The 12,144-nt window shown below is 70.0% G+C and carries 12 protein-coding genes; 8 read left to right on the top strand and 4 right to left on the bottom strand.

Translation table 11 applies throughout. The annotated features are described in order from the left end of the window. Nucleotides 1–14 precede the first annotated feature (14 nt). The gene (locus BST28_RS03355; protein ID WP_083079922.1) at nucleotides 15–899 is read left to right on the top strand and encodes an IclR family transcriptional regulator; all 885 of its coding nucleotides are present in this window, start codon (nucleotides 15–17) and stop codon (nucleotides 897–899) included. A gap of 1 nt (nucleotide 900) precedes the next feature. Here BST28_RS03355 and BST28_RS03350 read toward each other — a convergent pair whose 3' ends face one another. Continuing rightward, complete coding sequence (locus tag BST28_RS03350; RefSeq protein ID WP_083079921.1) at nucleotides 901–1,653, bottom strand: SCO6745 family protein; 753 nt, start codon at nucleotides 1,651–1,653, stop codon at nucleotides 901–903. Nucleotides 1,654–1,792: 139 nt separating this feature from the next. Here BST28_RS03350 and BST28_RS03345 point away from each other — a divergent pair, with 139 nt between their 5' ends. Genes BST28_RS03345 through BST28_RS03325 form a run of 5 tightly spaced genes read left to right on the top strand, consistent with a single transcriptional unit; the run spans nucleotide 1,793 to nucleotide 8,748 of the window. Continuing rightward, nucleotides 1,793–3,277, top strand: coding sequence for a cytochrome ubiquinol oxidase subunit I (locus tag BST28_RS03345; RefSeq protein ID WP_083079919.1), 1,485 nt, complete (start codon nucleotides 1,793–1,795; stop codon nucleotides 3,275–3,277). 28 nt (nucleotides 3,278–3,305) lie between these two features. Further along, on the top strand, nucleotides 3,306–4,346 hold the full coding sequence (cydB, locus tag BST28_RS03340; protein ID WP_083079918.1) for a cytochrome d ubiquinol oxidase subunit II: 1,041 nt from the start codon (nucleotides 3,306–3,308) through the stop codon (nucleotides 4,344–4,346). Between the two features lie 50 nt (nucleotides 4,347–4,396). After that, nucleotides 4,397–6,016, top strand: coding sequence for a thiol reductant ABC exporter subunit CydD (cydD, locus tag BST28_RS03335; protein ID WP_083079916.1), 1,620 nt, complete (start codon nucleotides 4,397–4,399; stop codon nucleotides 6,014–6,016). Continuing rightward, entirely contained in the window at nucleotides 6,003–7,667 is a 1,665-nt protein-coding gene (gene cydC / locus BST28_RS03330; protein WP_083080034.1) for a thiol reductant ABC exporter subunit CydC, read from the top strand. Before cydD ends, cydC begins: the two co-directional genes overlap by 14 nt. 52 nt (nucleotides 7,668–7,719) lie before the next feature. After that, nucleotides 7,720–8,748, top strand: coding sequence for a fused (3R)-hydroxyacyl-ACP dehydratase subunits HadA/HadB (locus tag BST28_RS03325; protein WP_083079914.1), 1,029 nt, complete (start codon nucleotides 7,720–7,722; stop codon nucleotides 8,746–8,748). Here the strand turns inward: BST28_RS03325 and BST28_RS03320 are convergent. Further along, the gene (locus BST28_RS03320; RefSeq protein WP_083079912.1) at nucleotides 8,675–9,316 is read right to left on the bottom strand and encodes a TetR family transcriptional regulator; all 642 of its coding nucleotides are present in this window, start codon (nucleotides 9,314–9,316) and stop codon (nucleotides 8,675–8,677) included. The genes BST28_RS03325 and BST28_RS03320 overlap by 74 nt on opposite strands. A 110-nt stretch (nucleotides 9,317–9,426) precedes the next feature. Between BST28_RS03320 and BST28_RS03315 the strand changes: the two genes are divergently transcribed. Next, complete coding sequence (locus BST28_RS03315) at nucleotides 9,427–9,867, top strand: SRPBCC family protein (RefSeq protein ID WP_234808180.1); 441 nt, start codon at nucleotides 9,427–9,429, stop codon at nucleotides 9,865–9,867. Beyond that, the gene (locus tag BST28_RS03310; RefSeq protein ID WP_083080032.1) at nucleotides 9,864–10,745 is read left to right on the top strand and encodes an alpha/beta fold hydrolase; all 882 of its coding nucleotides are present in this window, start codon (nucleotides 9,864–9,866) and stop codon (nucleotides 10,743–10,745) included. The genes BST28_RS03315 and BST28_RS03310 overlap by 4 nt, the downstream gene beginning before the upstream one ends. 3 nt (nucleotides 10,746–10,748) lie before the next feature. On the opposite strand, the gene BST28_RS03305 is transcribed toward BST28_RS03310, so the two are convergent. Together BST28_RS03305 and BST28_RS03300 are read right to left on the bottom strand one after the other, a co-directional pair. Beyond that, nucleotides 10,749–11,243 carry a nuclear transport factor 2 family protein gene (locus BST28_RS03305; RefSeq protein WP_083079908.1) on the bottom strand — a complete coding sequence of 165 codons (495 nt, stop codon included), beginning with the start codon at nucleotides 11,241–11,243 and terminating at the stop codon, nucleotides 10,749–10,751. After that, the gene (locus BST28_RS03300) at nucleotides 11,240–12,106 is read right to left on the bottom strand and encodes an LLM class F420-dependent oxidoreductase (RefSeq protein WP_083079906.1); all 867 of its coding nucleotides are present in this window, start codon (nucleotides 12,104–12,106) and stop codon (nucleotides 11,240–11,242) included. Before BST28_RS03300 ends, BST28_RS03305 begins: the two co-directional genes overlap by 4 nt. Between the last annotated feature and the right edge of the window lie 38 nt (nucleotides 12,107–12,144).

Below are 12,144 nucleotides of genomic sequence, written 5' to 3'. Positions count from 1 at the left end.
GCTAGGGTTCTGCTATGGCGCCACGTCCCTCCCCGCAGACCGAACGGGTGGTGAATCTGTTCGACCACCTGGCCGGCCTGGGAAACGAGGGCATGACGCTGGCCGAGATTTCGCGGCATCTGAGCGTCCACAAGGCCAGCTGCCATTCGATGCTGGCCGAACTGCTCCGGGCCGGCTGGCTGCTGCGCGACCCGGTCCGCAAGACCTATCACCTCGGTCCCGCCCTGGTGCGGCTCGGCCGAGAGGCGGCCGGCCGGTATCCGGCCCTGGTGTTGGCCCGTTCGGCGATGGCCGAGCTGGCCGCGGCCACCGGCGCGCACTGCGTCGCCTTCTCGGTCAGCGACGACTACTCCACCGTCGTGGATCAGGTTCGCAGCCCCCAGGGCGGTGGCCACCCGATGCCCATCGGCACCCAGTTTCCGCACCGCCCGCCCTACGGGGCGTCGATCGTCGCCTGGTCCGGACCGAGGGCCCGGGATCAGTGGCTGGCCGCGCTGCCCGAGGACGCGCGCGATCGCTACCGCCGGGCCCTGACCGCCGCCGAACAACGCGGCTACGCGGTCGGACTGCACATCCTGCCCGACCTACGCCTGCAGGAACTGGCGCTGATCGTGCGCAGCGCCGAGGTGCGCTCCACCCGGCTGAGCCAGCTGGCGCAGGCGTTGACCGACGAACTGATCCACACCGAAGACTGGTTCCCCGCCGACCTGGATCCCGACCGCAGCTACCGGGTCAGCCACATCGACTCCCCCATCCTGGGGCCGGGATCCCGTGTGGCACTGATGCTGAGCCTGGTGCCCAGCGCCGACCCGATGAGCGGCGCGGCGATCACCCGGCTGGGGACGCAACTACATTCGGCGACCCGCCGGCTCGGCGCCGCGCTGGCCGAGGAGAGGTAGGTCAGCTGGGAACGGCGGCCTGCAACGACGCCAGCGCATCGGTGCTCAACCGGGCCAGCTCCTCGGCCTCTTCCCCACTCAGCGCGGCGGCGAACAATTCGGCCATGCGCCGGTTCGTGGCCTGTTCGATCTCGTCGTAGCGGTCCTTCTTGTCGGCGCCGTCGGCGAAAGGTTCGGGCCAGCCGAACATCGCGGCGTACTGCGGCCCCTTGTTGAGCATGTGCGCCTCGATCGGGGCGATGCCCGAGATGGCGAGCGCATTGAAGTGCACACCGGCCCGCAGTTCGCGCAGGATGAACATCACCTGCAGTGCCCGCGCCGCGGCGTCGTCGGCCACGGGCATGGCACGCCACCCGGCGAACAGCGGCAGCCCCCCGGTCGGTGTCGCGGCGATGACCTTCTCGCCCAGGGCGGCGATCCGATCCAGCCCCTGTGCACCGGCGAGATATTTACGCCCGAAGTCGGCCGTTTGGGCCCAATACTGTTGCGCTGCCGCGGCAGCGCCGCGCACCGCGACACCTTCGTCCCACATCGCCGCCAGTGCGGTCGGTTCGAACACGGTGAAGACCGCACCGACGGTGGCACCGGTGGTCTCGCCCAGCACGCCGGCCCGTCCGGCGACGTACCCGGTCAGCGGATTCTGATAGCCCGCGGCGATGCTGTCGGCGAAGGTCTCCGGGTGCAGCATGAACACCGCGACGGCCTGTTCCATCGCCGTTCCGGTGGCAGCTGCCGACGTCTCGATGTCGCTCATGGGTTCGGCTCCTTCTAGGAAAGTCTCGTCACGGGTCACCGCCCCGGATCCTAACTGCCTCGAAATAGCGCTAGTACCGCCGCGCCATAACTACTACACTCTGTCGTAGCATCGGCTCCGCAGCTCCGGGAGATCGCCCATGGACGTCGTCGACGTATCGCGGTGGCAATTCGGGATCACCACCGTCTATCACTTCATCTTTGTGCCGCTGACCATCGGTTTGGCGCCCTTGGTCGCGGTCATGCAGACGGTGTGGGTGCTCACCGACAACGTCGCCTGGTATCGGCTGACGAAGTTCTTCGGCAAGCTGTTCCTGATCAACTTCGCCCTCGGGGTGGCCACCGGGATCGTGCAGGAATTCCAGTTCGGGATGAACTGGAGCGAATACTCGCGGTTCGTCGGCGACGTGTTCGGCGCCCCGCTGGCGATGGAGGGCCTGGCCGCGTTCTTCTTCGAATCCACCTTCATCGGCCTGTGGATCTTCGGCTGGGGCCGGTTGCCGCGGGCGGTGCATCTGTTGTGCATCTGGATCGTCGCCATCGCCACCAACGTGTCGGCGTTCTTCATCATCGCCGCCAATTCGTTCATGCAGCATCCGGTCGGCGCGCACTTCAATCCGGAGACCAACCGCGCCGAATTGGACAGCATCATGGCGCTTTTCACCAACAACACCGCCCGGGCCGCCCTGTCGCACGCGGTCGCCGGCGCGTTCTTGACCGCGGGGACATTCGTCGCCGCGGTGGGCGCCTGGTGGATGGTGCGGTCGCGGGCCGGTGTTGCGGCGGGCGGCGGTGGAGCGCAAGCCGCCGGTGTCGACGCGGCCACCATGTATCGCCCGGCGACCATCCTCGGGTGTTGGGTTGCGCTGATCGCCGCGGCCGGGCTGTTCTTCACCGGCGACATTCAGGGCAAGCTGATGTTCGTCCAGCAGCCGATGAAGATGGCTTCGGCGGAATCGTTGTGCGACACCGCCACCGACCCGGATTTCTCGATCCTGACCGTCGGACGGCAGAACAACTGCGACCATCTGACCCGGGTGATCGAGGTGCCCTACGTGCTGCCGTTCTTGGCCGAGGGCCGGTTCAGCGGGGTTTCGCTCGAGGGGGTCCGCGACATCCAGCAGCGCTACGAACAGCAGTTCGGGCCGGGTGACTACCGCCCGAACCTGTTCGTCACCTATTGGTCGTTCCGCGCGATGATCGGCCTGCTGCTGGTCCCGGTGGCGTTCGCGCTGGCCGCGCTGTGGCTGACCCGCCGCGACCGGATCCCGAAGCAACGCTGGTTCTCCTGGCTTGCGCTGCTGACCATCCCCACCCCGTTTTTGGCCAACAGCGCGGGCTGGGTGTTCACCGAGATGGGCCGCCAGCCCTGGGTCGTGGTCCCCAACCCGACCGGCGATCAGAACGTGCGGCTGACCGTCGCCGAAGGGGTGTCGGGCAATTCCGTCGGCATGGTCGTCACCTCGCTGGTGATGTTCACGTTGGTCTATGCGGTGCTCGCGGTCATCTGGTTCTGGTTGATCAGACGCTATGTGGCCGAGGGACCACTGGAGCACGACGCCGAACCCGCGCCGCCGGCACCGCCCGCCGACGACGAGGTGGCGCCCCTGTCATTCGCCTACTGAAGCCGCCGCAGCGAAAGGAGACCTCGCGATGGACCTACACCAGGTGTGGTTCGTACTGGTCGCGGTGTTGTTTCTCGGATTCTTCGTGCTGGAGGGCTTCGACTTCGGGGTGGGGATGCTGATGACGCCGTTCGGCCGGGTCAGCGCCGGCGATCCCGAGGCGCATCGGCGCGCGGCGCTGAACACCATCGGCCCGGTCTGGGACGGCAACGAGGTCTGGTTGATCACCGCCGGCGGCGCGATGTTCGCCGCGTTCCCGGGCTGGTACGCGACCGTGTTCTCCACGCTGTACCTGCCGTTGCTGGCGATCCTGTTCGGGATGATCGTGCGCGCCGTGGCGATCGAGTGGCGCGGCAAGGTCGACGATCCGAAGTGGCGGGCGTGGGCGGATTTCGGGATTGCCGCCGGCTCCTGGCTGCCCGCGATCCTGTGGGGGGTGGCGTTCGCGGCTCTGGTCCGTGGCCTTCCGGTGGACGCCGAACATCATGTCCGGTTGGCATTCGGCGACGTGATCAACGCCTACACGCTGCTGGGCGGGCTGGCGACCGGCGGGCTGTTCCTATTCTACGGCGCGGTGTTCACCGCACTGAAGACCGCCGGCGCGATCCGTGACGATGCCCACCGCTTCGCGGGCCGGTTAGCGCTGCCGGTAACCGCACTGGTCGCCGCCTTCGGGGTGTGGAGCCAGGTGGCCCACGGCGCCGGCTGGACCTGGCTGGTGCTGGGGCTCGCCCTCATCGCCCAACTGGCAGCGGTGCTGCTGGTGTGGCGCCGGGCATCCGACGGCTGGGCGTTCGCCTGCACCGCGCTGGTGGTTGCGGCGGTGGTGGTCTTGCTGTTCGGCGCCCTGTACCCGGCCCTGTTGCCCTCCACCCTGGATCCGCAGTGGAGCCTGACGATCTACAACGCGTCGTCGACTCCGTACACGTTGAAGATCATGACCTGGGCGGCGGTGATCTTCGCCCCGCTGGCGATGGTGTACCAAGGCTGGACGTATTGGGTGTTCCGGCAACGTATCTCGGCAGAACAGATCCCGCCGTCCATCGGGTTGGCCAGGCAGGCGTCCTGACCGGCGGAACGTCCCGGGCCCCACTGGACCCGCGGCTGTGGCGGGCCTCGATGGAGGTGCGCCGCTTCCTGGCCGCCACGGTGGGCTGCGGCGTGGTGATTTCGGGTTGCGCGATCGCCTCGGCGATCCTGCTGGCGCACATCGTGTCTCAGGTGATCACCAATCCATCCACCCGCAGCGTCGCACACTGGGTACCACTGCTGGCGGCGCTGGGGCTGCTGTGGACGGCGCGCACCGTCGCACAGTGGGCACAGGCCCGCGTGGGTCAGCGCGGGGCCGGAGCGGTGATCGCCGAGCTGGCCGGGCAGGTGCTCGCCGCGGTCACCGCGCGCTCCCCCCGCCGGCTGGCCGCCGAACGCGACGCCGCGGCGGCCGTGGTCACTCGGGGGCTCGACGGGCTGCGCCCCTACTTCACCGCCTATCTGCCCGCGCTGCTGTCAGCCGCGGTCCTGACCCCGGCCACCGTGGTGGTGATCGCCTGCTACGACCGACGAGCGACCCTGCTCGTCGCGATCACCTTGCCGCTGATCCCGGCCTTCATGGTGCTGATCGGCCTGGCCACCGCGGACCGATCGGCGGCCGCCCTGGCGGCCATGACGACGCTGCAGGCGCGGCTGCTGGACCTGATCGCCGGAATCCCCACGTTGCGTGCGCTCGGCCGCGCCGCCGGGCCTGAGCACCGCATCGCCGAGTTGTCCGCCGCCCACCGCCGATCGACGATGGCCACTTTGCGGATCGCGTTCCTCTCGGCGCTGGTGCTCGAACTGCTGGCCACCCTCGGCGTGGCGGTGGTGGCCGTGAGCATCGGCCTGCGGCTGGTGTTCGGCGAGATGAGCCTGACCGCCGGCTTGACGGTATTGCTGCTGGTGCCCGACGTGTACTGGCCGCTGCGCCGCATCGGGGTGGAGTTTCACGCCGCCCAGGACGGGCGCGCCGCCGCGGAGAAGGCGTTCACGCTGATCGGTGAACCGATCCGGGGCACACCCGCACACCGCGTCGTGACGGCGCGCGGCGCGGAGATTCGCCTCGAACGGCTCAGCGTGGCCGGCCGGGACGGTGCCGCGCCCGCCGACCTGACCGCGGTGATCGAGCCCGGCCTCGTCACGGTGCTGACCGGCGCCAACGGCGCGGGAAAGAGCACGACGCTGGCGGCCATCGCCGGGCTGACGGTGCCCACCGCGGGGCGTGTCACGGTGTCCGGTACCGACATCGCCGATCTCGACCTGCCGGCGTGGTGGCGACAGCTGTCCTGGCTGCCGCAGCGTCCGGCACTGATCCCCGGCAGCGTCGCCGACAACCTGGCGCTGTTCGGGGAACTCGTCGATGCCCAGGCCGCCTGCGCGGCAGCCGGATTCGATGTAGTCGTCACCGAACTGCCCGGCGGCCTGCACACCGGGTTGGGGCGCGGCGGTGTCGGGTTGTCGTTGGGCCAGCGGCAGCGACTGGGGCTGGCGCGAGCGTTGGGGTCGGCGGCGCCGGTGCTGTTGCTCGATGAGCCGACCGCCCACCTGGACGCCGCCACCGAGCAGCGGGTGCTGACGGCCCTGGTTCAGCGCGCCCGCGCCGGGTCGACCGTGGTGGTGGTCGCCCACCGCGCGCCGGTCCTGGCCATCGGCGACCGGGTGATCACGGTGCGCGCCCAGGCGGGTGAGGCCGATGCGGCGCGCTGATCTCCGGCGGGCCGCGTGGGGCCTGCTGCGGCCGCGGCTGCCCCGGCTGCTGCTGGCCGGGGCCCTGGGGGTGCTGTCGCTGTGCAGCGCGCTCGCGTTGGCCGGGGTCTCGGCGTGGCTGATCACCCGCGCCTGGCAGATGCCGCCGGTACTGGACCTGACGGTCGCCGTGGTTGCGGTGCGGGCGCTCGCGATCTCCCGCGGCGTCTTGCACTACTGCGAGCGGCTGGCCGGCCACGACGCTGCGCTGCACGCCGCAGGGACGGCGCGCGCGCAGATCTATCGGCGTCTGGCCCACGGGCCGGTGGGTGCCGCGGCCCGATTGCACACCGGCGAGCTGGTGACACGGGTGGGCACCGATGTCGACACATTGGCCGATGTCCTGGTGCGCGCCCTACTGCCGGTCGGGGTGGCGGCCGTGTTGGGCGTGATCGCCACGGCGGTGATCGCGGTGATCTCGCCGGCGGCGGCCGCGGTGTTGGCGGGTTCTCTGCTGGTCGCCGGGGTACTGGCGCCGTGGCTGTCGGCGCGGGCCGCCGCCGCGCAGGAAGACCTGGCCCGCCAACACCTTTCCGAGCGCGACGTCTCATCGATGTTGGCCCTCGACCACGCTCCCGAGCTGCGGATCGCCGGGCGCCTGCCCGGGGTCATCGCCGAATCGCAGCGCCGGCAACGGGCCTGGAGCACGGCGATGGACACCGCCGCGCGGCCGGCCGCCATGGCCGCCGCGATGCCCACCGCCGCCGTCGGGGTCAGCGTACTGGGGGCGCTGGTGGTCGGGATCGGGCTCGCCGACGCCGTCGCACCCACCACCGTGGCGATTCTGATGTTGTTGCCGCTGTCCGCGTTTGAGGCCACCACCGCCCTGCCGGCCGCCGCGATCCAGCTGACTCGTTCGCGGATCGCGGCGCAGCGACTGATTGACCTGGCCCCACCGCACGCATCCGTGGTGGCCGGCCCCGACGCGGCGCTGCCTTCCGCAGCGACGCGGCGATTGTCGGCCGATGTGCGCTTCGGCCACCGCGAGGACCGCGCGATGCGGGTTGCGCTGGACCTGGCGCCCGGGGACCGGCTGGCGATCACCGGACCGAGCGGGGCCGGAAAGACCACGCTGCTGATGACCCTGGCCGGGCTGCTGGCGCCGCTGGAGGGCCGAGTGGAGGTAGACGGGATCGCGCTGCAGCGGCTTCCCGAGAACGAAGTACGGGCCGCCGTCGGCTTTTTCGCCGAAGACGCGCACGTCTTCGCCACCACTGTTCGGGACAACCTGCTGGTGGCGCGCGGGGACTGCCGCGACGACGAACTGGCCGACGTCCTGGACCGGGTCGGTCTCGGCCGGTGGCTGGCCGGCCTGCCCGACGCTCTGGCCACCATCTTGGCCGGCGGCGCCCAGGGCCTGTCGGCCGGCCAGCGCCGGCGCCTGCTGCTGGCGCGGGCGATGCTCTCACCCGCCCGGATCGTTTTGCTCGACGAGCCGACCGAACACCTCGACGCCGGCGACGCCGATGATCTGCTGCGCGCGCTATTGCAGGTCCCCGGCCTGTTCGGCGCCGATCGCACGGTGGTGGTGGCCACCCACCACCTGCCCGCCGACAGCCCGTGCCGGCGCCTGAGCATTGCTGATGTGTCCCGCTCCGAGCCCGCGCGCTAGTGTGCTCTGGTCAGCCTCAGCAAACAAGCCGACAGAACGGTTGAGTCGATTCATGACCACAGCAGAGACATCGGCGCTGGAAGCACGGGTCGGCCACTACTACCAGATGGACGGCACCTATCTGGTGGGCCGGGAGAAGGTACGCGAGTACGCCCGGGCCGTGCAGGACTACCACCCGTCGCACTGGGACGTCGCCGCGGCGGCGGAGATGGGTTACTCGGACGTGGTGGCGCCGCTGACATTCACCTCGACGCCGGGCATGAGCTGCAACCGCGAGATGTTCGAGTCGGTGGTCGTCGGATACGACACCTACATGCAGACCGAAGAGGTCTTCGAGCAGCACCGGCCGATCGTCGCCGGCGACGAGCTCAAGATCGACGTCGAGCTGACGTCGGTGCGCCGGATCGCCGGTCGGGACCTGATCACGGTGACCAACACCTTCACCGACGCCGCCGGCGAGCGGGTGCACACCCTGCACACCACCGTCGTCGGGGTGACCGCCGAGGATATCGATCCGGCCATCAAGACGGCCGTGCACAACGCGATGATGCACGACGTCAACATCCTCGGCGTCGGGGAATCCGATGCCGCCTACCAGAAGACCCTGCGGCCCGACGGTGAGGTCCGGATCTCCGAGGGCGGGCTGACCCGCACCCCGGCGACGCCCTCCTTCGACGAGGTGAAGGTGGGTGATGTGCTGCCGGTACGCCACACCCGGCTGTCGCGCGGCGACCTGGTGAACTACGCCGGGGTGGCCGGCGATGCCAACCCGATCCACTGGGATGAGGAGATCGCCAAGCTGGCCGGGCTGCCCGACGTGATCGCCCACGGCATGCTGACCATGGGCCTGGGCGCCGGATTCGCCTCCGCCTGGACCGGCGACCCCGGTGCGGTCACCCGGTATGCGGTGCGCCTGTCGGCGCCGGCGATCGTGTCGGCCAAGGAGGGCGCCGACATCGAGTTCAGCGGCAAGATCAAGTCCCTGGATCCGGAGACCCGCAGCGGTGTCATTTTGGTCGGGGCGAAGTCCGGGGAGCGGAAGATCTTCGGCCTGGCGACGCTGAACGTCCGCTTCCGCTAGCCAGCAGTCGGAGGGCGACATCGGCGGCCAGCTCCGCGGTGCCGGCGTCGGGGCCCCCGGTCGCGAAGCTGCGGCGCACCAGGGCCAGCGGCGCATCGATGACGGCCAACCGCACCCGGTCACGGTCGGCGGCCGGGAACCGCGCCAGGAATCCGGTCAGCGCCTCGGTAGCGCGCCGGTCCAGGGCGTCGGCGTCGGCCAGCACCGTGGCCGAGCAGTCGGCACTGACGAAATCGGAGCGGCTGTAGCGGGCCAAAAGGGCGGCCGCTTCCTTGTGGTCGGCGCTCCAGCGCAGCACGTGGCGCGCGGCGGCCACGCCGATTTCGACCGGGTCACCGTCGGCGGTTAGCAGCGGCAGGAACTCCGCCTGGAAACGGCGCACCGGGCTCAGCCAGGCCTCGGCTAACAGATCGTGGCGTGTCGGGAACCGGTGATACACCGACCCGCTGGGCGCCCCCACCGCCTGGGCCACCGCGGTGGCGGTGGCGGCACCCGGCCCGCCCGCAAGGATCAACCCGATGGCGGCGTCGACGAACTCGTCGGCGGTGAACTTCCCTGGCATCGGCATGAAGTAGAGAGTACTCTCTAATCAATTAGCGACAGTTCTCTAGATTGGAGCGTGCGATGCGAATCACCAACGTGCACAGTCGAGTGTTCTCCGCCGATAGCCTCGACCGGGTGGGCGCCTTGATAGACAGCCTCGCCGGTGGCGACGATCGCCTGTGGCCGCAGGAGAAATGGCCGGCGTTGCGGTTCGACCGGCCGCTGGGCGTCGGTGCGAAGGGCGGGCACGGTCCGATCCGCTACGGCGTCACCGAATACGAGCCGGCGCGCCGGATCCGGTTCGCCTTCAGCAAGCCCACCGGCCTCCGGGGGTATCACGAGTGGCAGGCCCAGCCGGTGCCCGCCGGCTACGAGTTGCGCCACAGCCTGGTCGCGAGAACCGTGGGCTGGACCGTGCTGAGCTGGCCGTTCATCTGGCGTTGGCTGCATGACGCGCTGCTCGAGGACGCCCTGGACAAGGCGGCCGTAAACCTGGGCTGTGGCGGCCCGCGCAGCTCGTGGCCGGTCTACGTGCGGGTGTTGCGGTGGACCGCAGGCCGGCGGGGGCGGCTGTGATCGACCCGTTCGACAACCACACCGACCTCACCGTCTGTGGTGGGCCGGTGCGGTGCTACCGCGGCGGCGAGACCGGACCGCCCCTGCTTCTGCTGCACGGAGCGATGCTCGACACCGCGCAGGGAGTATGGCGTCGGGTCGCCCCGGCGTTGGCGGCCGACTACCGGGTGCACCTGATCGATCTGCCCCGTCACGGGTCCAGCCGGCCGTGGCACGGCGTGCTCGACGACGCGTTCTTCCGCCGCTTCCTGCACGAACTGGTCGACACGCTCGATCTGGCCCGGGCGGCATTGATCGGGCTGTCGATGGGCGCGGGTATCGCCGCCGGTTTCGCCGTGGCGCACCCCGAACGGGTGAGCGCCCTGGTGGCGGCCGGGCCCGGCGGGCTCGACGTCAAACGCCCGGCGCAATTCTTGACCTGGCTGCTGCTGCGCACGCCCGGACTGCTGCGCGCCGCCTCCTGGTATCTGGCGCGATCCCCCGCCGCGATCCGCCGGACCATGATCGCCAATCTGGCCGCCGGCGAGCGCACCCCGGATTTCGACGCGATCATCGCCGACGCGGTGCGCGAGGCGCGCGCCAAGCACCGCTACGGCGAAAGGGCGCTCGACGACTGGCAGATCGAGGCCTACGGGCCGGGCTCGATGCGGTTGAACCTGCTGCCGGAACTGCCGGGACTGTCCGTGCCGACGTTGTGGGTCCGCGGCGCCGAGGATCCGCTGGTCGGCGCGGCCGAACTGGCGAAAGCCCATGCCGCCACACCGAATTCCCGCCTGGCCACCATCGCCGGCGCCGGGCACATCCTCACCTACGACCGGCCCGAGGAGTTCGTCCGGCTGGTACGGGAGTTCTTGGCCTCCCGCTCGGCGCCCGGGTAGGGGTCAGTGGATCCGTCCTGCGATTCCGTCGACCAACAGGGCGCGGCTGTCGGCACTGCCGTCGAGGAGACGGGTGATCCGTTTGACGATCTGCCATCGCCCGGGTGCCGCCGATTCCCGCCTGAGCTGGAAATAGTTGGCGCCCCCGCGTGCCACGTGGTAGCCGGCCTCCCGTTTGACCAGCAACGTCGACGCGCATACCGCGGTCGCGTCGTCGCCGTGGACGGTGACCACCGCCGGCCCCAGGAAATGCACACAGCCGCCGTTGATCAGCTCCTGGTGTCCCGATGAGCGCACCATCGCCGCGATGTCGTCGCGGCCCTGCATCAGCCAGCCTTCGACGTCATAGACGCCGTCGTCACACCACAGTGCGGCGGTGGCGTCAGGGTCGCCGGCGTCCACCAGTGGGCCGTAGGAGGCGATCAACCGTTCGATCGCGCGTTCGTCCTCGATCTGTTGCAGTCGGCGTTCGAGATCGATCAACCGTTGGCCGGTCATGGGTGCTCCTTTCCCGCGAGGTCGGTGAGCTGCGCAAGGGCCGCCAGCTGCTCGCGGAAGTGCGCCGAGGATCGTGCCGAGATCACGCAGTTGACATCGGTCGCCCCGGCTTCGGCCAGGCGACCGATCTGGTCGGTGGCCCGCTGCGGGGCGCCGCTCGGGTCCAGCGGCGAGGTCGCGAGAACCACGGTGAAGTCGTCCGGACGCTCCACGGAGTCAAGCAGTTTGGCGATCTCGGCCGTCGTGAGGCCGAAGGGCGTCCAGCCGTCACCCAAGTCCACGGCGCGCCGAAGTGAGCGCCTGGTGCGCCCGCCCACCCAGATCGGCACCCGCGGCTGCACCGCACAGGGCTCCACGATCACCGAGTCATAGCGATAGTAGGGGCCGTCATAGGCCGGCCGACTGTTCGACAGCGACGCGCGCAGCGCCTTCATCGCGTCGTCGGCGCGGGCGCCGCGATCATCCCAGGCGCAGTCGAGTAGCTCGAACTCCTCGCGCAGCGAACCGACACCCACGCCGAGGGTGAGCCGGCCGCGGCTGATCCGATCCAGGGTGCCGTAGCGCTTGGCGATCTCCAGCGGATGGTGATAGCCCAGCACCAGAACGGAGGTCACCAGCCTGATCCGCGTGGTACGGGCGGCCACAAACGCCAAGGTGGCCAACGGATCCCAGTACGTCGCGCCACGAACAGCCGCCACCTCTTCGGGAACCGCCACATGTTCGGAGCAGGTGAGGTGTGCGAATCCGAGTTCATCGGCGGCCGTGGCTATCTCGGTGATGTCGTCGATGCTGCCGTCGGCCTCCCAGTCCGAAGCCGCGCCGGGGAGCTGAATGACCACCGGGGTGGACAGGCCGAAGCGCATCAACGGGCTCGGGGAACGACGTACCGCAATGGCTTCAT

It is taken from the genome of Mycolicibacter kumamotonensis, assembly GCF_002086285.1.
Classification (GTDB): Bacteria; Actinomycetota; Actinomycetes; order Mycobacteriales; family Mycobacteriaceae; genus Mycobacterium; species Mycobacterium kumamotonense.
The sequence above is the reverse complement of the archived record's forward strand: the minus strand, read 5'-3'. Positions and strand labels throughout refer to the sequence as shown.